Genomic DNA, 22061 nt, shown 5'->3' on the forward strand with positions numbered 1-22061 from the left:
GCACGACGAATGCGGATCACGCGGCTCCGCCTGACCGGCTTCAAGAGCTTCGTCGATCCCGCCGACCTGCATATCGCGCCGGGCCTCACCGGCGTCGTCGGCCCCAATGGCTGCGGCAAGTCGAACCTGCTCGAAGCGCTGCGCTGGGCAATGGGCGAAAGCTCGGCCCGGTCGCTGCGCGGCGCGGGCATGGAGGACGTGATCTTCGCGGGCACCGCGACGCGGCCCGCGCGCGAATTCGCCGAGGTGGCGCTCCACGCCGAGGGACTGGCAGGCGCCGACGAGGAGGTAGAGGTCGTCCGCCGGATCGAGCGCGGCGCGGGTTCGGCCTATCGCATCAACGGCCGCGACGTGCGCGCCAAGGACGTGGCGCTCCTGTTCGCCGATGCCGCAACCGGTGCGCATTCGCCTGCGCTCGTCAGCCAGGGGCGCATCGGCGCGATCATCGCGGCGCGCCCCGCCGAGCGCCGCGCGATGCTCGAGGAAGCCGCCGGCATCGCCGGGCTGCATGTGCGCCGCAAGGATGCCGAGGCGCGGCTGCGCGCGACCGAAGCCAATCTCGAGCGGCTGGGCAGCGTGATCGCCGATCAGGATGCGCGCGCCGGCGCACTGCGGCGCCAGGCGCGCCAAGCCGAACGCTATCGCATCCTGTCGGACCGCATCCGCACCGCCGAGGGCCGGATGATCTTCGCGCGCTGGCGCGACGCCGCCGCCGCCGCCGATCTCGCTCGCACCGAGGCTGCCGACGCCGACGCGCTGGTCGCCGCTCGGCAGGCGGCACAGGCAACCGCCGAGCACGCACAGGAAACGGCACAGCGCGCGCTCGGCGATGCGCGCTCGGCAGCGCAGGCGGCGCGCGATGCCGCCACCGCCGCCGCCGGCCATCTCGATGCGCTGCGCCGCGAACGCGCCGGCGTCGAGCGCCGGCTCGACGAGCTGACACAGGCCGCCAGGCGGCTGGCCGAGGACCGCGCACGCGAAGGAAGCCTCGCGAGCGACGCCGCCGCGACGATCGCGCGGCTGGGCGACGAAGCCAAGGCGCTCGACCGGCGGATCGCCGACGCGACACAGCGCATTCCCGCGCTCGACACCGTGCTCGCCACCGCCGAGCGTGATGCGCGCGATGCCGAGGTCGCGCTGGCACAGGCGCTGGCAGCACAGGCGGCCGAAGCCGCCGAGGTGCGGGTCGCCGAGGCTGCGCGACTCGCCGCGCAGGCACGCCACGAGCGCACGCGGCGCGACGCCGCGCGCATCGATGCCGAGCGCGCGACGCTGGGCGACGCGGCCCCGCTGCACAGCGCGCGCGATGCCGCCATGACGGCGCGCGCCGCCGCCGCGCGCAACGCTGCTGCCGCGCGCGATGCGCTCGCCACCGCCGATGCCGAGGAGCGCGGCGCGATCGAGGCGCGGCAGCGTGCGCAGGCAACGCGCGCACAAGCGCATGCCGATCTCGCCACGCTCGACAGCGAAGCCGCCGCACTCAGCCGCGCCACGCGGCCGGGCCCGCGCGAGCGGCTGCTCGATCTCGTGCGCCCCGCCCCGGGCTATGAGCGCGCACTCGCCGCCGCGCTCGGCGACGATCTCGAGGCAGGGCGCGACCCCGCCGCCGATCGCCACTGGACGGGCGCCGATGCGCAGCCGGGCGATCCGCCGCCGCCGCCGGGGGCCGTGCCGCTAGCCACGCAGGTCGCAGCGCCCGCGCTGCTGGCCCGCCGGCTGGCACAGACCTTCGTCGTCGAGAGCGACGACGGACAGCCGCTCGCCGCGGGGCAGCGCATCGTGACGCTGGCAGGCGAGATGCGCCGCTGGGACGGGCTGATCGCGCGCGGCAGCGGCGCGGCGGCGGCCGAGCGGCTCGAGCGGCTGAACCGGCTGCGCGCAATCGAGGCCGCGCGCCCTGCCGCCGCCAGCGCGCTCGATGCCGCCGATGCCGAACTCGCACGCATCGAGGCGGCGATCGCCGGCGCGCGCGCGGCGGCGGCCGACGCCCGCCGCCTGCTCGAAGCGAGCGACCGCAGCGAACGCGAAGCGGCGCGCGGCGAGGATCGCGCGACCACCGCGATCGAGCGGCTCGATGCGCAACGCACCGATCTCGACGCACGCGCGGCGCGTGCCGGCGCCGATCTGGCCGAGGCTGCCGACGAACTCGCGCGCGCCGATGCAGCAATCGCGGCGCTGCCCGACGGTCGCGCGACGCGCGAGCGTGTCGTGAGCCTGTCGACCGATGCCGACCGGCGACGCGTCACCGTCGCGGTCGCGCGCGGCGATCGCGCCGCTCTCGAGCAGGCGCTCGCACAGGATCGCGAGCGGCACGCCGCCGCGCTTGCCGAGGCCAAGGGCTGGCGCGCGCGTGCCGGCGAAGCTGCGCGCCGCATCGCCGAGCTCGTCAAGCGCGGCCGCGAGACCGATGCCGAGCGCGCACGCCTCGCCGACCGGCCCGCGCAACTGCTTGCGGCGAGCGCCGATGCCGAACGCGCCGCGCGTGGCGCCCGCGACGCGGCCGATACGCGCGCCGACGCCGAGCGCGCGGCAGAAACGACGCTCCGCCACGCCGAGACGACCGCGCGATCGGCGAGCGAGGCGCTCGCAGAAGCGCGCGAGGCACGTGCGGGCGCCGCCGCGCGTGCCGAAAGCCAGGATCTGCGCCGCGTCGAGATGGGGCGTGTGTCGGGCGAGCGGTTCGAATGTCCGCCGCCCCTGCTGCCCGAACGCGCGGGCTTCGAGGCTGTCGAAGTCGGCACCCCCGCCGACGAGGCCGCGGCGCACGAGCGGCTGATGGCCGAGCGCGAGCGGATCGGGCCGGTCAACCTCATCGCCGAGGCCGAACTCGCCGAGCTCGACGCCGCGCGCGGCGCCAATGCGCGCGAGCATGACGAGCTGGGCGAAGCCGTCACGCGGCTGCGCGGCGCGATCCACACGCTCAACCGCGAGGGGCGCCAGCGGCTGCTCGCGGCGTTCGAGGCAGTCGACGGCCATTTCCGCCGCCTGTTCGCGACCTTGTTCGACGGTGGCGAGGCGCATCTGGCGCTGGTCGATTCGGACGATCCGCTCGAAGCCGGGCTCGAGATCATGGCGCAGCCGCCGGGCAAAAAGCTGCAATCGCTGACGCTGCTGTCGGGCGGCGAACAGGCACTCACCGCCGTCGCGCTCATCTTCGGCCTGTTCCTCACCAATCCGGCGCCGATCTGCGTGCTCGACGAGGTCGACGCCCCGCTCGACGACGCCAATATCGACCGTTTCTGCGACCTGCTCGACGCGATGACGCGCGAGACCGATACGCGCTATCTGATCGTCACGCACAATGCCGTGACGATGAGCCGCATGCACCGGCTGTTCGGCGTCACGATGATCGAGCGCGGCGTCAGCCGGCTGGTCAGCGTCGATCTGGGCGCCGCCGACGCGCTGCTCGCCGCCGAATAGCGCGTCAGGCGATCGGCAGGCGCTGGCGGCGCGTCGCCGCGACATAGGCCTGCATCCCGCCGACCGCCGCCTGCGACAGCGCCATGAAGGCGCGCCGACGGTCGAACGGATCGTCGCTGCGTTCGAGCAGGCCGGCTTCCTGCATCGTCTTGATCCAGCGAAGCGCCGTCGTCGAAGGCACCTGCGCCGCGATGCACAGGCTCGATACTGATACGCGCGCGCGCTCCAGATGCGCTGCGAACAGGTCGAGCAGCATGTCCCAGGCGGGATCGGCGAACAGATCGGCGGGGAAGAAGCGCGCGCGGAGGCGGCGTGCGGCGATGGTCGCGCGGATTTCGCCCGCGTCGATCGCGGGCGTCGCTTCGGCCGGCGGCTGCGCGACGAAGCCCATGCTGCGATCGCGCAGATTGTCGGCGGCGAGCGGCGGCTCGCTTCGCGCCAGCCGCGCCAGCGTCTCGGCGATGCGGGCCACCTCGGCGTTGAGCGTGCGCAGCCGGTGCTGCTCGGCCTCGCGCGCGGCATCGTGGAGGCGCGGTGCTTCGGTTTGCAACGCCAGAATGGCGGCGACGCGATCGAACGGGTCGGGATCGCACAGCAAATGCGCATCTGGATGCGTCAGCCGCGCGGCGACGAGATCGAGCCGGTCGGCGCCGAAACTGGCGATCACCGGGATCGCCCGCTCATGCGCCAGCAGATCGATGCCGGTCAGCAGATCCTCGGCCAGCGCGTCGGGCACGCCGGCCAGGTCGATGGCGATCGCCTCGATGCGCGGCGTCCTGGCGATCGCGGCGCCGGCTTCGGCCGGGTCGAGCTGCTGCTGGATGCGCGCGCCGGCGGCGGTGCCGGCCTCGACGATGTCGGCGCGGCCCGAGCCTTCGCATGCGATCACCAGCATCGCACGCTCGTCGCGGCCATCGAAGGCATATACGGTCGGCTCGGCTTCATGTCGCATCATGCCCATGTTCCTGTAAGGACCGGGCCGATCATGCGGCAATATACGCAAGTTGCGCAATCCGCTGCTGTCAAATCGGATCGAAAGAATTGAGCTGCGCGCTATTTTCGGTCCGAAACGGCTATGTTCTCAATCGAGCGCCTTCACGATTTCCTCGACCATCTTTTTCGCGTCGGCAAGCAGCATCATCGTGTTGTCGCGATAGAACACGTCGTTGTCGACGCCGGCATAGCCCACGCCGCCCATCGATCGCTTGATGAACAGCACGGTCTTGGCCTTCTCGACGTCGAGCACGGGCATGCCGTAGATCGGCGAGCTCTTGTCGGTCTTGGCGGCGGGGTTGGTCACGTCGTTGGCGCCGATGACGAAGGCGACGTCGGTCTGCGCGAACTCCGAATTGATGTCCTCGAGCTCGAACACCTCGTCATAGGGGACATTGGCCTCGGCGAGCAGTACGTTCATGTGGCCGGGCATGCGGCCGGCAACGGGATGGATGGCGTATTTGACGCGCACGCCATGTTCCTTGAGCTTGTCGCCCATCTCGCGCAGCACATGCTGCGCCTGCGCCACCGCCATGCCGTAGCCGGGGACGATGATGACCTGTTCGGCCTGCTGCATCAGGAACGCGGCATCATCGGCCGAGCCGCGCTTCCACGGGCGCTGCTCCTTCGCTTCTCCACCCCCTGCCGCCGCCTCGGCACCGAAGCCGCCGGCGATGACCGAGAGGAAGCTGCGGTTCATCGCGCGGCACATGATGTAGCTGAGGATCGCGCCCGAGCTGCCCACCAGCGCGCCGGTGATGATCATCGCGCTGTTCTCGAGCGTGAAGCCCATCGCGGCGGCCGCCCAGCCCGAATAGCTGTTGAGCATCGAGACGACGACGGGCATGTCCGCCCCGCCGATGGGAATGATAAGCAGGAACCCGATCGCGAAGGCGAGCACCAGCAGCACCCAGAACGGCCAGCCGTCCTGCGTATGCGCGAACTGCGCGACGAGAATGAGGATCGCGGCGAGCGTACCGAGGTTGATGAGGTGGCGCGCGGGCAGCAGGATGGGCTTGCCCGACATGTTGCCGTTGAGCTTGAGAAACGCAATCACCGAGCCTGAGAAGGTGATCGCGCCGATCGCCGCACCCAGCCCCATCTCGACCTTGCTGACCGGATTGATGACGGCGAAGGGCTGGCCGATCATCGGCACCACCATGTCGGCGATGCCGAACGCCATTGGGTTGAGATAGGCCGCGACCGCGACGAGCACCGCGGCCAGGCCGACAAGGCTGTGGAACGCGGCGACGAGCTGCGGCATCGCCGTCATCGCGATCCGCCGCGCGGTGACGATGCCAATCACCGCGCCGACACCGATCGCGGCGAGGATTTCGAGCATCGCGACGATGTCGATCCGGGCGAACAGCGGCCCGGTAGCGACAACGCTACCTTGGGGTCCTTCGAGCACCAGGCCGACGCCCTGCATCGGCAGATGCGTCACCAGCGTCGTCACGACCGCGATGGCCATGCCGATCATGCCGAACCGGTTGCCGCGCTGGCTCGTCGCCGGCGACGACAGCCCGCGCAGCGCCAGGATGAAGCATACGCCCGCCACCAGATAGGCCAGCGCCGCGAACGAATTGCCGGCGGTTACGTGCTCCATCCCTCGACCCCTCTCGTCACCCCGGCTTAGCGCCGGGGTCCCGCTTCTTCTTCTCGGTGCTAGTGCTTGGCCGGCGCCGCCGGCCGTTCCTTCTTCTTGTACATCGCCAGCATCCGGCTGGTGACGGCGAAGCCGCCGAAGATGTTGATGCTCGCCAGCACCACGGCGATCAGCCCCAGCCATTTCGACACCGCGAACCCCGCTGCCGCCGCCGCCACCAGCGCGCCGACGATGATGACGCTCGAGATCGCATTGGTCACCGCCATCAGCGGCGTGTGCAGCGCCGGCGTCACCGACCAGACGACATAATAGCCGACGAAGCACGCCAGCACGAAGATCGACAGGATGCTGATGAAGTCCATGAGCCTACCTTTCATCCTCCCCGGCACGGGGAGGGGGACCATGCGCAGCATGGTGGAGGGGGGCCGCCGCCGACGCAACGATCATTCGGACCACAGCGTCGATGTCACATAGCACATCGCGCGCAGGCACGCGGTACAACCGATAGCGGTTCGTGCGAAGAAACCGGTCGCGCTCGATGTCGCGCGCGGGCCTGTCGGCCCGGTCGTGCGCCTCTCCATCGACCTCGACGCAAAGGCGCGCGGACGCGGCGTAGAAGTCGATTACATACGGGCCGATCGGGTGCTGGCGGCGAAAACGAAGGCGTGCGCGGCTGCCGCAGAGCGCTTGCCAGAGCAATATTTCAGGGTAGCTCATATCGCGGCGCAGCTTCCGCGCGATCGACACCTCCGGGCGGAGAACCCGCGGCACGCCCCCTCCACCGCGCTTCGCGCGGTCCCCCTCCCCGTTCCGGGGAGGATTTGGGCTCACCGCCCACCCCCCAATATGTGCCGCGCCAACACCTGCTGCACCGCGACGATGTTCGACCCCGCCGAAACCTTAACCTCAAGCGGCTCGTCGGTGCCCGTGATCCAGATCGCCAGATCGGCGTCCATGTCGAAGGTGCCCGCGCGCTCGATCGACCAGCGCGTGATCGAGCGATAGGGCACGCTCTCGATCTCGACCTTGCGGCCCGTCAACCCCTGCACATTGACCGTGCACAGCCGCAAATTGGTGAGGAACACGATATCGCGGATCGTCTTGAAGGCGATCAGCACCTGCTCGCCTTCGATCAGCACCGGCGCATATTCGCGCGCGACGCTCGCGGCGCTCGTCTCGGTGGCGTTAAACAGCCCCATCAGCGCGCGCCGGCGCCGGTCACGACAGCAGCCGCGCGTGCACCACCTGCCCGCCGCGCGTCAGGCGGATCGCGTCGCCGATCTCGTCGCCATCGGGCAGCGCGGGGCGGCCGGCATCCTTGTCCCAATGCGCCGACAGGAAATTGTAGAGGTTGCGCGCGAACAGCGCCGATGCGTCGGCGGCGAGCCGGCTGGCGACGTTGCGATGGCCCACGATCTTCACGCCGTGCCGCTCGACCGTCTCGCCCGCCACCGCGCCCTCGACATTGCCGCCCTGATCGACCGCGAGGTCGACGATCACGCTGCCCGGCCGCATCGAGGCGACCTGCGCGTCGCTCACCAGCCGCGGCGCCGCACGGCCGGGGATGAGCGCCGTGGTGATGACGATATCCTGCTTGGCGATGTGCGACGAGACGAGCTCGGCCTGCGCGGCCTTGTAGGCGTCGCTCATCTCGGTGGCATAGCCGCCACTGCCCTCGCCTTCGATGCCCTGCACCGCCTCGACGAAGATCGGCTTGGCGCCGAGCGACAGGATCTGTTCCTTCGTCGCCGAGCGTACGTCGGTCGCCGATACCTGCGCGCCCAGCCGGCGTGCCGTCGCGATCGCCTGCAAGCCGGCGACGCCCACGCCCATCACGAACACGCGCGCGGCCGAGATCGTGCCGGCGGCGGTCATCATCATCGGGAAGGCACGGCCATATTCGGCCGCCGCGTCGAGCACCGCCTTGTAGCCGGCGAGGTTCGACTGCGAGGAAAGAATGTCCATCGACTGCGCGCGCGTGATGCGCGGCATCCATTCCATCGCCATCGCCTCGGCGCCGAGCGCGGCATAGCGATCGACACGCGCGCGCTGGCCGAAGGGATCGAGCCCCGCGACGATCCACGCGCCGGGCTTGAGGCCGGCAAGCGTATCGGGATCGGGGCCCTGCACGCCGAGCACGATATCGGCATCGGCGAGCACCGCCGCGCGGTCGCCCACGCTGGCACCGGCGTCGCGATAGGCGGCATCGTCGATCGACGCGGCCAATCCCGCGCCCGCCTCGACGGCGATATCGGCGCCGAGCTGTGCGAACTTCTTCGCCGTTTCGGGCGATGCTGCGACACGCCGCTCCCCCGCGGCGGTTTCGCGGAGGACGGCGATGCGCACGATCAGGTAGCGATCAGCCAGATGACGGCGGCAGTGACCACCACCGTAATCCCGGTGCCGAGCTTCAGGAAGCGCATGAAGCCGGCAAAGGTATCGTCGCGCAGCGGCGTTTCGGCATGGTCGGCCTGGTGTTCGGCCATCGAAGCAATTCTCCCAAGATGTCGCCTATCCTTAATCATGCGCCCCCGGCTGCGGCAAGCCGGATTTGCCGGCATCCGGCAGCGCACGCCGCGTCTTTAAGCGCATCTTCACCCGCGCGCTTTAGCCCGGATGGCCGAAACCGGGACAGTGGGGACAGCCAGTGACGATAGGCCAGCGCCTGTGAAGCGTAACGGACAGCGCATGCTGATGCTGATCGACGACGAGCCCGCGCAGCGCCGGCTGGTCGCGGTCATCGCCGCGCGGCGCGGCTGGCGCACGGTGTTCGCCGGCGATCACGAAATGGCGCTGGCGATGCTCGGCACGCCCGACGGCATGGCGCTCGATGCGATCCTGCTCGATCACTGGGCGCCCGAATGCGATGCCGCAGCGCTCATCGCCGAGTTGCGCGCCAACCGCCCCGCGCTGCCCATCCTGATGCTCACCGCCAACGGATCGGTCGCCAACGCCGTCGAGGCGATGCGCGCGGGTGCCACCGATTTTCTCGTCAAGCCACTGGCGGCCGAGCGGCTGCTGTCGGCGCTCGACGCCGCGATGGGCGGGCCGAGCGCGGGCGAGCTGCGGCCGCTCACCGAGAAACTGTCGATGCCGCTGGCGTTCGACGAGATCGTCGGCTCGGCACCACAGTTCCGCGCCGCGCTGGCGATTGCCGCCAAGGCGGCGCGCGCGCGCGTGCCCGTACTCATCGAAGGGGAAAGTGGCGTCGGCAAGGAAGTGATCGCCGAGGCGATCCACAATGCATCGCCGCGCGCGCGCAAGCCGCTCATCCGGGTCAATTGCGGCGCTATTCCAGCCAATCTGGTCGAATCGGAACTGTTCGGCCACGAGAAGGGCGCCTTTACCGGCGCGTTCGAGCGCAAGATCGGCCGCTTCCAGGAAGCCGAGGGCGGCACCATCTTCCTCGACGAGATCGGCGAGATGCCGCTCGACGCGCAGGTCAAGCTGCTGCGCGTGCTGCAATCGGGCGAGATCCAGTCGCTGGGCGCGCGCCATACCCGCATCGTCGACGTGCGCGTGCTGGCGGCTACCAACAAGACGCTCGCCGACGAGGTCGAGGCCGGGCGGCTGCGCGAGGACCTCTATTACCGCCTCAACGTCGTGCAGGTGACGATCCCGCCGTTGCGCGATCGCCCCGGCGACGTGCCGCCGCTGGCACGCCACCTGCTCGCGCGCGTCACCGAGCAACCGGGCCTCAGGCCGCTGGGCATCACCGACGACGCGATCGCGCTGCTCGCGGGCTATGAGTGGCCGGGCAATGTGCGCCAGCTCCAGAACGCGTTGTTCCGCGCGGCGGTGCTGTGCGACGGCGATGCGCTGACGCGCGCCGATTTTCCGCAGATCGCCCAGATGGCGGCGGCGCGCACGCATCCGGTGCCCGCCAATCACGGCATCGCCCCGTCGGGCGGCGTCACGCTGTTCCGCGCCGACGGCAATCTGCGCGCGCTGGAAGAGATCGAGGCCGACGTCATCCGCCTCGCGATCGGCCATTATCGCGGGCGCATGACCGAAGTCGCGCGCCGCCTCGGCATCGGCCGCTCGACGCTGTACCGCAAGCTCGGCGAACTGGGGATCGATCAGTCGGCGGCGTGAGCCGGGCTTACGCCGCGCACCCCTCCACCACCCGCTGCGCGTGCAGTCCCCCTCCCCGTTCCGGGGAGGTGCGTGTAGGGTGCGCGAATGGACTTCACCCGCCGCACCGCACTCGTCACCGGCGCCGCATCGGGCATCGGCCTCGCCACCGCGCGACTGCTCGCCGGGGCGGGCGCGCGGATCGTCGCCATCGACCTGAACCGTGACGCGCTCGCGGCGGCATTGCCCGAGGCGATGTGCCATGTCGGCGACGTCGCCGATCCTAACTTCTGGGCGAACCTCGTGCTGCCGCCGCTCGATCATGTCGTCGTCAATGCTGGCGTCGCGGGCGCGGCGCCGATCGTGACGATGGACTTCGCCGAGTGGCGGCGCATCCTCGGCGTCAATCTCGACGGCGCGTTCCTCACGCTCGCGGCGGGGCTGCGTGCGCTGCGCGACGGCGGCAGCATCGTCGCGGTCGCATCGGCTGCAGGGATCAAGGCCGAGCCGGGCATCGCCGCCTATGGCGCATCGAAGGCCGGGCTGCTCCAGCTGATGCGCGTGGCTGCCAAGGAAAGCGCATCGCGGCGCATCCGCGTCAATGCCATCGCGCCCGCCGGCGTCGAGACGCCGGTGTGGGACGCGGTGCCGATGTTCGCCGATCGCGCCGCCGCGATCGGCCGCGACGCCGCCTTCGCCGAACTCGCGGCACTTGCGACGCCGCTCGGCCGCTACGCCACCGCTGACGAGGTCGCGCGCCAGATCGCCTTCCTGCTGGGCGACGAGGCGGCACTCGTCACCGGCAGCGTGCTGGTGAGCGACGGCGGCTATCTGCTCTGAGGGAACCCGCCCCGGCCTCGGGCGCTTGCCCAACAAAGCCAGCCGGGAGCGCCTGCATGTCCGATCAGCCGTTGAGCCGCCGATACTTCATGCAGCTCGGCGCTGCGGGCGCCGCCAGCGCGATAGCGAGCGGTGCCGCAGCGCAGGACCGGCGGCTCGACCTGCCCAATCGCGCGATCGGCCGCCCGGCGCCGCAACTGGGCGGTCCCGCCGAGCTTCCCGATGCCGAGAAGGTCGGCATCGCCGTCGTCGGCCTGGGCAAGCTGGCGCTGGGCGAAGTGCTGCCCGCCTTCGGCCAGTGCAGGGCGGCGAAGCTCGCGGCGGTGGTGAGCGGCGATCCGGCGAAGGCGCGGCGCGTGGCGGCGCAGGCCGGGCTGCCCGACGATGCGATCTATTCGTATGAAAGTTACGACCGCATGGCGCAGGACCGACGGATCGACGTCGTCTACATCATCCTGCCCAACAGCCTGCATGCCGATTATACCGTCCGCGCGTTCAAGGCGGGCAAGCACGTGCTGTGCGAAAAGCCGATGGCGACGACCGAGGCCGATTGCCGGCGGATGATCGCCGCCGCCGAAGCGGCGGACCGCAAGCTGATGATCGCCTATCGCTGCTTCTTCGAGCCCGCCAATCTGGAAGCGATGCGCGTGATGCGCTCGGGCACGCTCGGCAAGATCCGTTCGTTCTCGAGCGACAATGGCCGGCCGTCGAGCCTTTCGGACCCCGCCGACCAGTGGCGGCTCGACGGGCCGCTGTCGGGCGGCGGCGCGCTCACCGACATCGGCATCTACGGCATCAACGGCGCGCGCTATCTGCTGGGCGAGGAACCCGTCGAGGTCCGCGCCTGGGCCTATACCGACAAGAGCGATCCGCGCTTCGCCGAGACCGAGGATGCCATCCACTGGCAGTTCCGCATGGCATCGGGCGTGATCGTCAACGGATCGACGAGCTTCTCCTATGCCTCGACCAGCCGGTTGCAGGCCGTCGGCGAGAAAGGCCGGCTGGTGATGGACCCCGCCACCAATTATCGCGGCATTCAGCTGGCGGTGCACGAAGGTGGCGTCGAGCGGCGGCCGCAGACCCCGGCGATCGATCAGTTCGCACGCGAGATGGACGAGATGGCAATGGTGGTGCGCCGCAATCGCCCGATCGCCGCAACGGGCGAGGAAGGGATGCAGGACGTGCGGCTGATGCTCGCCATCCTCGAATCGGTGCGGCAGGGCGGCGCGGCGGTGCGCACCGACTGGGGCTACAAGCGCGCCGTCGATCCGGTCGAGCTGGCCGACCGCAAGGCCTGAGTTTCAGCGCCCCACCAGCGCATGGTCACGCAGGCCGCGCCATATGCGCAGCGCCTGCACGCTGTCGGCGACGTCGTGGACGCGCAGCAGTTGTGCGCCCGCCTCGGCGCCTCTCAGCGCCAGCGCGATCGAACCGCCCAGCCGCTCGGCCGCGGGCGCCTCGTTCGACAAGGCGCCGATGATGCGCTTGCGGCTGGCCCCCAGCAGGATCGGGCAGCCAAGGCCGTGCAGCATCGCCAGTCCGTTGAGCAGCGCCAAATTGTGCCCCAGCGCCTTGCCGAAGCCGATACCCGGATCGACGACGATGTTCGCGCGATCGACACCGGCGGCGACCACTGCCTCGATCCGCGCCTCGAGCCAGTCGAACACCTCGACCAGCGCGTCGTCATAGCGCGCATCGCCATCGGCGCCCTTCTTCGGATCGGGCGAGTGCATCAGCACTACCGGGCAGCCCGCCTTCGCCACCACCTCGGCGGCGCGGTCGTCCCAGGCGAGCGCCGCCACGTCGTTGACGACGTGCGCGCCCGCCGCCAGCGCGGCTTCCATGACGCTGGCCTTGCGCGTGTCGATCGCGACGGGAACGCCGCTCGCCGCCAGCCGCTCGATCACCGGCACGACGCGCTTCGCTTCCTCGCCTTCCCACACCAGCGGCGCGCCGGGGCGCGTCGATTCGCCGCCGACATCGATGATCGCGGCGCCCTTCTCGGCCATCGCGACGCCTGCCGCGGCAGCGGCGGCGGGATCGCCATGATGCGTGCCGCCATCGGAAAAGCTGTCGGGCGTCACGTTGAGAATGCCCATCACCAGCGGCTGGTCGAGCCGCAGCACGCGCTCGCCCGCGCGGATCGGCGGACGCGGCGCGGCGATGCGATTCTCAAGCAGGCGCAAGCGATCGGCCTGCGCGGCGGGCAGTCGCTCGATCAGCCCGGGCAGATCGGCGACCCCGATCGTGCGCTGCGCCACGCGCGCGCCGGCATCGACCGCGATCAGCTCATAGCCCGCGAACCACTGCATTCCGCCCGCCAGCCGCGTGACCTCGCCATCGCGGCCGATCGGCGTGTCGACGAAATGGAAAGGGCGCAGATATAGGCGCGCGGAGGCGGGAACGGCGATCATCCCCGCGCTGTACCGGCGCCGCGCGGCGTGCGAAAGAGCGCGCCATGCCGCCCCGGTTCCGTGACGCCACGCCTGCCGATGTGCCCGCGCTGCACGCGCTCGTCGAGCGTGCGTATCGCGGAGAAGCGGCGCGCACCGGCTGGACGCACGAGGCCGATCTGCTCGGCGGCCAGCGCACCGATCCGGCGATGCTCGCAGCGCTGCTCGCCGATCCCCGCCATGCGATGCCGCTCGCGTTCGATCCTGCCGGCGTGCTGCTGGGGTGTGTCAGCATCACGCAGCGTGCCGATCGCCTCGCCTATCTTGGAATGCTGACCGTCGATCCCGCGCGACAGGCGGCCGGCCTCGGTCGCGCGCTGCTGGCCGAAGGCGAGCGCGTCGCCGCCACGCGCTTCGGCGCGACGCGCATTGAGATGACGGTGATCGTCCAGCGCCCCGAGCTGATCGCCTGGTACGAGCGCCGCGGCTATTGCCTGACGGGCGAAACGCGCCCCTTCCCGCACGGTGACGCGCGCTTCGGTGTGCCGGTGCGGCCCGATCTGGCGTTCGTGGTGCTCGACAAGCTGCTCGGCTGACGCCTCAGCGCTCGGCGCGCCAGCCGCCGGCATCGCCCGGTGCCGGCTCGATCGTGCGGTCGCCGACCAGGCCTTCGAAGCGGCGTCCGTTCGCCGTGAACGTGATGCGATCGCCGCGCAGCATGGCGTCGGTCAGGATCGCGGCGTCGAGCGTGCCCGAAATCCGCTGATAGCGCTGTTCGATCGTCAGCGTCGCGGCGCCCCCGCCGGGCAGCGCCATGCGCCATTGGCCCCCCGCGACGGCGGGCACGATCCAAAGATAGACGCGGCGTTCGTCGACGCGCGTGAAGCCGTCATGCGTCCAGTCGCCCATGTCGAAGGCGTGCGCCACCACGCGGCTGCCGGGACGCATCTCGTTGAGGATGCGCGGGCGCAGTTTCAGGTTCATGTCGGGCATCAGGTACAAGGTCAGCACATCGGCGTCGCGCAGCCGCGTGTCGAACAGGTTCTCGCGGCGAAAGCGTACGCGCGGCGAAAGCTCGGCCTCGCGCGCCAGCCAGTTGGCGCGCGCGACCAGCCGCGAATCGATGTCGATGCCCAGCGCCTCGGCCCCGCGCTTGCCCGCCGCGATCGCGATGCGCCCGTCGCCCGAGCCGAGGTCGATCAGCAGATCGTCGGGGCCGACCTCGGCGATATCGAGCATCGCCTCGACCACGGGTTCGGGCGACGGGACGAAGGGCGCGTCGCGCTCCTGCCCGAACGCGGACAGGAGCAGCGACAGCGAGACGAGCGCGGTAATCATCGTCGCCGTCTAGCGCTATTTCGCGCTGCGCTGAAGCGGTGCCGGCCCGCTCCCCCACCCGGCCACCCACGAGAGTATCCTGTTGGGTGGCCGGGTGGGGGAGCGGGCCGGCACCGCGCTGTTCAGCTCTGCTAAACCAAAGACCGCGACGATGCGCCAGCTTGGCGCGCGCTCAATCGGTCGGGAAGCCGCGTACCTTGAGCAGCGCGTTGACGTCGGGGTCGCGCCCGCGGAACTGGCGATAGGCCTCGGCGCGATCGGTCTCGTTGCCCGTCGACAAGAGGATGTCGGCAAAGCGCTTCGCCGTCGCCTGATCCCACGGCCCGCCGGCTTCCTCGAACGCCGCCCAGGTATCGGCGTCCATCGTCTCGGACCACAGATAGCTGTAATAGCCCGCCGAATAGCTGTCCGACGAGAACAGGTGATTGAACTGCGGCAGGCGGTGCCGCATCACGATCTCGCGCGGCATGCCGATCTCGTCGAGCGCCGCCTTCTCGAACGCATCGGGATCGACGATGCCGTCGGCCTTGGTGTGCAGCTTCATGTCGACGATCGCCGAGGAGAGATATTCGACCGTGGCAAAGCCCTGGTTGAAGGTCTGCGCGGCGATCACCTTGTCGAGCAGCGCCTGCGGCATCGGCTGCTTCGTCTCGTAGTGCCGCGCGTACTTGTCGAGCACGTCGCGCGTCAGCAGCCAGTGCTCGTTCACCTGGCTCGGATATTCGACGAAGTCGCGCGGCGTGCCGGCAAGCCCCGGATAGGTCACGTCCTGCAACAGCGAATGGATCGCGTGGCCAAATTCGTGGAACAGCGTCTCGGCATCGTCGAGGCTGATGAGCACCGGCTCGCCGGGTGCGGCGGGCGCGAAATTGTTGTTGTTCGAGGAAAGCGGCGTCTGCGCCGGCGCCAGATCGCGCTGCGAGCGATAGGTCGTCGCCCATGCGCCCGAACGCTTGCCCGTCCGCGCGAAATCGTCGCGATAGAACAGGCCTACATACTGGCCCTCGCGGTCGGTGACTTCGTACACGCGTACACGCGGCTCGAATACGGGGACCTTGCCCGTGATTTCCTTGAAATTGAGGCCGTAGAGCCGGTTGGCGGCGTAGTAGGACGCCTCGATGATGTTATCGAGCGCGAAATAGGGCTTCAGCTCGGCCTGATCGAGGTCGTAGCGCGCCTTGCGCACCTTCTCCTGATAGAAGCGATAGTCCCACGGCTCGATCGTGATCGCCTGACCTTCCTTGGCGGCGATCGCCGTCATGTCGGCGACTTCCTGTTTCACGCGGCCGACCGCGGCGGGCCATACGCGCATCATCAGGTTCATCGCGGCATCGGGCGTCTTGGCCATCGTGTCCTGCATCCGCCAGTGCGCATGCGTCGGAAAGCCGAGCAGCCTTGCCCGCTCGGCGCGCAGCTTGACGATGTTGGCGATCGTCGCGTTGGTGTCGTTGGCGCCGCCATTGTCGCCGCGATTGACGAAGACGCGCCACACCTTCTCGCGCAGCGCGCGATCGGTGCCGAAGGTGAGTACCGGATCGACCGCCGAGCGCGTGTTGACGATCGCCCAGCCCGTCTGCCCGCGCTCCTTGGCGGCAGCCGCGGCGCCCGCCTTCACGCTGGCGGGCACGCCGGCGAGCTCGGCTTCGTTGGTGATGAGGATCGAAGTCGATTCGTCGGCGAGCAGCTTTTCGGAAAAGGTCGAGAACTCGCTGGCGAGCGCCTGGTTGAGCCGCGAGAGCTCGGCCTTCTGTTCGGCGTTCAGCTTCGCGCCCTGGCGCACGAAGCTGTCATAGGTGCGCTCGACCAGCCGGCGCTGCTGCGGATCGAGCCGCGCGCGATCGTTCCACACCGCCTCGATGCGCTGGAACAGCATCGGATCGAAGGTGATCTCGTCGTTCGCCGCGGCGAACTTCGGCGACCATTCGCGGTCGAGCGCCTGATATTCCTTGTTGTTGTTGTTCGACGTCATCACGCCGAACACCGCGAACACGCGATTGAGCCGCTTGCCGGCATTCTGCATCGGCACGAAGATCGATTCGAACGTCGGCACCGAGCGCTTGCGCGTGATCGCCTGATATTCGGCGCGGCGCTCGGCCAGCGCGACCTCGAATGCCTGCGGGAACAGCTCGGGGCGCACCTTGTCCCACGGCGGCACGCCGCCATAGGGGCCGGTCCATTCGGCGAGCAGCGGATTGGCGGCGATCGCGGCGGAATCGGCGGCGGCGGCGGGTGCCGGCGCGCTTTGGGCCAGCGCGGTCATCGGCACCAGCGAAAGCGACGTGGCGGCGAGCAGAAGCGTGCGCAAGAAACATTCTCCGTGAATTGCATGGGTCGAAGATAGCGATGGCAGCGCGCGAATGAACCCCCGCTGGCCGTTCCCGCGACCGGGGAACTGCGCGCTGCCCGACAAAGTTCTGCGACATTCACCGGCTAGGCCCGCCGTGCCGGCAGCCATGCCGGCGTGTGCCCCGCTTGCAGAACTGGACCCAGATGCCCCGCTTTCCCCGCACCGCAACTGCCTTGTGGCTCGTGCTGCTGCCCGGCGCCGCGCTCGCGCAGCAGGCTCCCCCCGAACCGCCGGAAGTGACGGGCGCCGAGGTCGATGCCGGCGAGACCGAGGCCGCCGACGAGATCGTCGTGACGGGTGCGCGCGAACGCGGTGCGGTGATCGGCGACGTGCCGCCCGAACAGCAGCTCTCGCCCGCCGATATCCGCGCCTATGGCGTCAGCTCGGTCGCCGAGCTGCTCGAGGAACTGAGCCCGCAGACGGGATCGGGGCGCGGGCGCGGCGGCGAGGCGCCGGTAGTGCTGCTCGAAGGACGGCGCATCGGCAGCTTCCGCGAAATCCGCGAACTGCCGACCGAAGCGATCCTGCGCGTCGATATCCTGCCCGAGGAAGTCGCGCTCAAATATGGCTATAGCGCCAACCAGCGCGTGGTGAACTTCGTGCTGCGCCCGCGTTTCCGCGCGATCACCGTCGAGGTCGAGGGCAACGCGCCCACCGATGGCGGCACCGCGAGCGGCGAGGCCGAGGTCAATTATCTGCGCATCAACCGGCTCGGCCGCCTCAATGTCGAGCTCGAGGTCGAAGCGCAGAGCGCGCTCACCGAGGCCGAGCGCGATCTGGTACCCGACAGCGGCGGATCGCCGTTCGATCTGGCCGGCAACGTCGTGGCGGCGCGCGGCGCGGCCGAGATCGATCCCGCGCTGAGTGCGCTGGCGGGCACGCGCGTCACCGTCGCACCCGTCACCAGCGCCACGCCCGGCCTCGCCGATTTCGCTGCCGGCGCCAACATCGCCAACGTCACCGATGTCGGCGCTTTCCGCACGCTGCGCCCTTCGAGCCAGAGCGTGCGCGGCAATGCCGTGCTCGCGCGCACCATCTTCGGCGACGTCGCCGCCACCGCGACTTTGGGCTTCGACTTCGGCGATTCGCGCGCGCTGCTCGGGCTGCCGGGCATCGACCTGTCGTTGCCGGCGACGAGCCCCTTCTCGCCCTTCGGCACCGAGGTGCGCGTGCTGCGTGCCATCGACGCGCTGGGGCCGCTGCTGCGCGAAACGCAGAGCCGCGAGGTCGAGGCCGCGATCAGCGCCAACGGCAATGCCGGCGACTGGCGCTGGACGCTGACGGGCAACTACACGCGCAACCAGACCGATACCGAGACCGATCGCAGCCTCGATCTGGCGACGTTGCAGGCCGGCGTCACGGCGGGCGGCGCCAATCCCTTCGGTGCCTTGCCGGCACTCGCGCTGCTTCCCGCCGATACCGCGCGCTCGGTCAGCAACGTCGCGCGCGTCGACGGCGTGGCGAACGGCGACCTGTTCGCGCTACCCGCCGGCGACGTTTCCACCAGCGTGCGGCTGGGACTGCGCAGCCAGAGCCTCGACAGCCGCTCGGTGCGCGCCGGCCTCGTCCAGACCGCCGATATCGGGCGGCGCAGCGCCAATGCGCAGGTCAATCTCGACCTGCCGATCACCAGCCGCCGCGCGGGCGTGCTCGATGCGATCGGCGACCTCTCGCTCAACGCCAATGCCGAAGTCGACCGGCTATCCGATTTCGGCACGCTCACGACGCTCGGCTACGGCCTCAACTGGTCGCCGATCCGCGCGCTCAGGCTGATCGCCTCGGTCAGCCACGAGGAAGGCGCGCCCAGCCCGCAGCAGGTCGGCAACCCCGTCATCCAGACCCCCAATGTGCGCGTGTTCGATTTCGTCAACGGCGAGACGGTGGACGTGACGCTCGTCGAGGGCGGCAATCCGGGGCTGCGCGCCGACAATCGCGACGTGTTCAAGCTCGGCGCCAATCTGCGCCCCTTCGACGATATCGATCTCAGCCTGCGCGCCGACTATACCAGCAGCACGATCCGCGACCTCATCTCGGGCTTCCCCACCGCGACGGCCGAGATCGAGGCGGCGTTCCCCGATCGCTTCACGCGCGATCCCGCCGGGCGGCTGATCGAAATCGACAACCGCCCGGTCAATTTCGCGCGCAGCGAGCGGTCGCAGATCCGCTACGGCTTCAACCTGTCGCTGCCGATCACCGGCACGCTCCAGCGCCGCGCGCGCGAGGTCCGCGAAGCCGGCGGCGATCCGCGCGCGGTGTATCGCGAGGCCTATGGCCTGCCCGAACGCGGCAACCGGCGCCGCGAACAGCCGCCCGCCGAGGGAGCCGCGACGCCCGAGGGACAGGCACGCGCTGCCGAGACCGCAGAGGCCGAGCGGCCACGTCGGGGCCGCGGTGGTGGTGGGGGCTTCGGTCGCTTCGGCGGCGGTCGCGGCGGCGCGCAGGGCGGCGGGCGCTTCCAGTTCTCGGCCTTTCACACCGTCCGGCTGACCGAGACGATCCTGATCCGCGACGGTTTGCCCGAGCTCGATCTGCTCGATGGATCGGCGACCGGCAGCCGCGGCGGTCAGCCACGGCACGAGGTGCAGCTACGCACCGGCTTCACCAAGGACGGGTTCGGCGCACGCCTCAACGCCGATTGGCAGTCGGGCACGCGCGTCGATGGCGGCACGCCTGCCGAGACGCTCTTCTTCGACGATTTCGCGACGTTCGACCTGCGATTGTTCGCCAATCTGGGGCAGATGCCCGATCTGGTGCGCGACAATCGCTGGCTGCGCGGCACGCGCGTCACGCTGGCGGTGAGCAACCTGTTCAACGCGCGCCTGGGCGTGCGCGACGCCGCCGGCGTGGTGCCGCTCGGCTACCAGCCCGCGCTGCTCGATCCCGTCGGGCGATCGGTGCGGGTCGAACTGCGCAAGCTGTTTTGACGGCGGGCGGTGCCGCGCGACCTCAGCGCTCGACCACCTGCCCGCGCATCGGCGCGAGCTTCGAGAGGAAGCGGTTCTGCGCGGCGAAGCTCACGCCTTCGGCAGCCATCGCGAACTGGAGGTTCTCGACGATCCGGTTCATGTCGGCCTGCTGCACGCCCATGTCCTTGTGCGCGTTGCGCATGTCGCGCCCCGAATAGTCGCAGCCGGCGTTGAGGATGAAGCAGAACTGCTCGAAGATCGTGCGCCGTAGCCGCACCTGATCGTGGTTGGCGAAGATCTCGCCGATCACCGGGTCGGCGAAATTGCGGTTCACGAAGGTATCGACGATGCGGCGGATGCCAGCCTGCCCGCCGAACGCCTTCGCCATCCCGTCCCCTGCGAACGCGCGCGCGCCGGCATTGGCGTTCGACGGCGCATAGGCGGCCACCGGCTCCTCGCCCGGCATCGCGTGCGGCGCGGGTGCCGCATCGGCGGGCACGGTCTGCAATGCCATCAGTAGCGCGATCGAAAACATCGTCAGAATCCTGCCTGGAGCTGAAAGAGCACGCCGCGCTGCTCGGGCACCGTCGCCACCGATCCGAGATCGGCATAAGCGAGCGTCGCGGTGAGGTTGCGGTTGAGCGCATAGGCGGCGAACAGGTCGTACCAGTCGTCCTCGCGCGCGATGCCGAGCTTGTCGGGCTTCGAGCGATACTCGCCACCGACCGCGAACTTGCGCGATATCTGGTAGGCGAGTGTGCCTTCGAGATGGAAGTCGTAGGCGTCGCTCTTGTCGCCGCCGAAACCCAGAAGGCCGTTCTGGTTGGCCTTGGTCAGCCGCCCGGTGACGCTGGCGAGCACGCTGTGCGACAGGAACAGCTTGGTCGCGCTGGCATAGAAATCGGTGCCCTCGGCATGGCGCCCGCCCACCGCGCGCACTACCGCGCCGTCGAGATTCTTCTTGTGCTGCGCGCCGATCGCCACCGCGGGCAGCGCCGACGGACCATAGACCATGTCGCCGAACAACTTGACCTTGAGGCCGAACACGTCCTGATCGAGCTTGTAGTCGTTGCCGAGCCCCAGCGCGCCGCCCACCCAGTTGGTGTCGAGCATCTGGCGCGCATAGCTCACCTCGACGCGGTCGAAGATGCCGATCGCGATCGAGGCGCTGCGGAAGTCGTAATCCTCGACCTCGGCCACGGTCGCGCTGGCCTGCACGCCGATGCCGTCCTTGGTCGAATTGCCCGCGATCGTCGCCCAAGGGGTAAGCCCGCCACCTGAGGCGCCCTCGATCGTCGAGATACCGTTGGTGAGCACCAGCTTGCCGCCATGACGCATGTCCTGCGCATGGGCGGATGCCGGGAGCAGCGCGACAGTGGCACCCAATATGGTGGCGATCTGCGTAGTCCGTCTCATGAAGGCCGGCATAACCGCGCAATCGTTAAGGCGCTGTTGACTGCGCCGTCCCTGCATTTCGGCAGGTCGGTACGCCCAGGCACCGTTAAGGGAAGCTTGAAGCTTTTGTCCGAAACGGAGGCAATGACTCGCTTCGCTCTCGCCCTGCCCGCCCTGCTCGCAACGCTTCCGGTGGCGCATGCCGGCACGCTCGACCTTCGCCTCGTCGATGCCGCCGGCCGCCCCGTTCCCGATGCCGTCGTCACCATCCGGCCCGATGCCGGCGTGCCGCGCGGGCCGATCCGCTTTCCCTGGGGCACGACGATGACCCAGCAGGACATCGCGTTCAATCCGCGCGTCCTCATCGTCCCGGTCGGCGCCACCGTCGCCTTCCCCAATCGCGACAAGGTGCGCCACCACGTCTATTCCTTCTCGAAGCCGGCGCGCTTCGAGATCAAGCTCTACGGCCGCGACGAGACGCGCAGCTATACCTTCAAGACGCCCGGCGCGGTCGCGATCGGCTGCAACATCCACGATGCGATGAACGGCTATATCAAGGTGGTCGATACGCCGTTCGCCGCCAAGTCCGATGCGCAGGGGCTGGCGCGGATCGCCGGCGCCAGCGGCGCCGCCACGGTGACGATCTGGCACCCGCGCATGAAGGCCAAGGACAATCAGGTGACGATGCGCGTCCCGCTCGACGCCACGGGTACGGTATCGCGCCGCGTCGCGCTGGCGCTTCGGTAAGC

Annotated in this window: 19 protein-coding genes; 7 read left to right on the top strand and 12 right to left on the bottom strand. The window is 69.8% G+C overall.

From position 1 onward, the window contains the following. Window positions 1-9: 9 nt before the first annotated feature. A complete protein-coding gene (locus FBR43_RS02810; RefSeq protein WP_136941690.1) occupies window positions 10-3420 on the top strand; it encodes a chromosome segregation SMC family protein in 3411 nt (1136 codons plus the stop codon). A 4-nt stretch (window positions 3421-3424) separates the two neighbouring features. On the opposite strand, the gene FBR43_RS02815 is transcribed toward FBR43_RS02810, so the two are convergent. The 7 genes from FBR43_RS02815 to FBR43_RS16025 all read right to left on the bottom strand — a co-directional run bounded on the left by FBR43_RS02815 (window position 3425) and on the right by FBR43_RS16025 (window position 8505). Continuing rightward, window positions 3425-4375: a winged helix DNA-binding protein gene (locus FBR43_RS02815; RefSeq protein ID WP_136941691.1), complete on the bottom strand. Its 951-nt coding sequence runs from the start codon at window positions 4373-4375 to the stop codon at window positions 3425-3427. 126 nt (window positions 4376-4501) lie between these two features. Next, the gene (locus FBR43_RS02820; RefSeq protein ID WP_136941692.1) at window positions 4502-6019 is read right to left on the bottom strand and encodes an NAD(P)(+) transhydrogenase (Re/Si-specific) subunit beta; all 1518 of its coding nucleotides are present in this window, start codon (window positions 6017-6019) and stop codon (window positions 4502-4504) included. Between the two features lie 59 nt (window positions 6020-6078). Further along, entirely contained in the window at window positions 6079-6381 is a 303-nt protein-coding gene (locus FBR43_RS02825; RefSeq protein WP_136941811.1) for an NAD(P) transhydrogenase subunit alpha, read from the bottom strand. A 4-nt stretch (window positions 6382-6385) separates the two neighbouring features. Continuing rightward, window positions 6386-6790: an endonuclease domain-containing protein gene (locus FBR43_RS02830; protein ID WP_394344002.1), complete on the bottom strand. Its 405-nt coding sequence runs from the start codon at window positions 6788-6790 to the stop codon at window positions 6386-6388. Window positions 6791-6846: 56 nt separating this feature from the next. After that, a complete protein-coding gene (locus FBR43_RS02835) occupies window positions 6847-7218 on the bottom strand; it encodes a PH domain-containing protein (protein ID WP_136941693.1) in 372 nt (123 codons plus the stop codon). Between the two features lie 19 nt (window positions 7219-7237). Then, window positions 7238-8365 carry an NAD(P) transhydrogenase subunit alpha gene (locus FBR43_RS02840; RefSeq protein ID WP_136941694.1) on the bottom strand — a complete coding sequence of 376 codons (1128 nt, stop codon included), beginning with the start codon at window positions 8363-8365 and terminating at the stop codon, window positions 7238-7240. 2 nt (window positions 8366-8367) lie between these two features. After that, window positions 8368-8505: a hypothetical protein gene (locus FBR43_RS16025; protein ID WP_169542445.1), complete on the bottom strand. Its 138-nt coding sequence runs from the start codon at window positions 8503-8505 to the stop codon at window positions 8368-8370. Window positions 8506-8686: 181 nt separating this feature from the next. Here FBR43_RS16025 and FBR43_RS02845 point away from each other — a divergent pair, with 181 nt between their 5' ends. The 3 genes from FBR43_RS02845 (at window position 8687) to FBR43_RS02855 (ending at window position 12231) form a co-directional block, all read left to right on the top strand. Continuing rightward, window positions 8687-10114, top strand: coding sequence for a sigma-54-dependent transcriptional regulator (locus FBR43_RS02845; RefSeq protein WP_136941695.1), 1428 nt, complete (start codon window positions 8687-8689; stop codon window positions 10112-10114). An 87-nt stretch (window positions 10115-10201) separates the two neighbouring features. Beyond that, window positions 10202-10933, top strand: a complete 732-nt coding sequence (locus FBR43_RS02850; RefSeq protein WP_136941696.1) for an SDR family NAD(P)-dependent oxidoreductase — start codon at window positions 10202-10204, stop codon at window positions 10931-10933. 56 nt (window positions 10934-10989) lie between these two features. Beyond that, on the top strand, window positions 10990-12231 hold the full coding sequence (locus FBR43_RS02855) for a Gfo/Idh/MocA family protein (protein ID WP_136941697.1): 1242 nt from the start codon (window positions 10990-10992) through the stop codon (window positions 12229-12231). A 3-nt stretch (window positions 12232-12234) separates the two neighbouring features. On the opposite strand, the gene folP is transcribed toward FBR43_RS02855, so the two are convergent. Continuing rightward, window positions 12235-13347, bottom strand: a complete 1113-nt coding sequence (gene folP / locus FBR43_RS02860; protein ID WP_136941698.1) for a dihydropteroate synthase — start codon at window positions 13345-13347, stop codon at window positions 12235-12237. Between the two features lie 44 nt (window positions 13348-13391). On the opposite strand from folP, the gene FBR43_RS02865 reads away from it, so the two are divergent. Then, window positions 13392-13922, top strand: a complete 531-nt coding sequence (locus FBR43_RS02865; protein WP_136941699.1) for a GNAT family N-acetyltransferase — start codon at window positions 13392-13394, stop codon at window positions 13920-13922. Between the two features lie 4 nt (window positions 13923-13926). Here FBR43_RS02865 and FBR43_RS02870 read toward each other — a convergent pair whose 3' ends face one another. Next, window positions 13927-14664, bottom strand: coding sequence for a class I SAM-dependent methyltransferase (locus FBR43_RS02870; protein ID WP_136941700.1), 738 nt, complete (start codon window positions 14662-14664; stop codon window positions 13927-13929). 172 nt (window positions 14665-14836) lie between these two features. Then, entirely contained in the window at window positions 14837-16969 is a 2133-nt protein-coding gene (locus FBR43_RS02875; RefSeq protein ID WP_317128306.1) for a M3 family metallopeptidase, read from the bottom strand. Window positions 16970-17154: 185 nt separating this feature from the next. Between FBR43_RS02875 and FBR43_RS02880 the strand changes: the two genes are divergently transcribed. Next, entirely contained in the window at window positions 17155-19935 is a 2781-nt protein-coding gene (locus FBR43_RS02880) for a porin family protein (RefSeq protein ID WP_136941701.1), read from the top strand. Between the two features lie 22 nt (window positions 19936-19957). Here the strand turns inward: FBR43_RS02880 and FBR43_RS02885 are convergent, their stop codons facing one another. Then, window positions 19958-20431: a group I truncated hemoglobin gene (locus FBR43_RS02885; protein WP_249276420.1), complete on the bottom strand. Its 474-nt coding sequence runs from the start codon at window positions 20429-20431 to the stop codon at window positions 19958-19960. 23 nt (window positions 20432-20454) lie between these two features. Further along, complete coding sequence (locus FBR43_RS02890) at window positions 20455-21333, bottom strand: DUF3034 family protein (protein ID WP_136941703.1); 879 nt, start codon at window positions 21331-21333, stop codon at window positions 20455-20457. A gap of 123 nt (window positions 21334-21456) precedes the next feature. Between FBR43_RS02890 and FBR43_RS02895 the strand changes: the two genes are divergently transcribed. Further along, entirely contained in the window at window positions 21457-22059 is a 603-nt protein-coding gene (locus FBR43_RS02895) for a cupredoxin domain-containing protein (RefSeq protein WP_136941704.1), read from the top strand. Window positions 22060-22061: the final 2 nt, after the last annotated feature.

It is taken from the genome of Sphingomonas baiyangensis (assembly GCF_005144715.1).
Lineage (GTDB): Bacteria > Pseudomonadota > Alphaproteobacteria > Sphingomonadales > Sphingomonadaceae > Sphingomonas > Sphingomonas baiyangensis.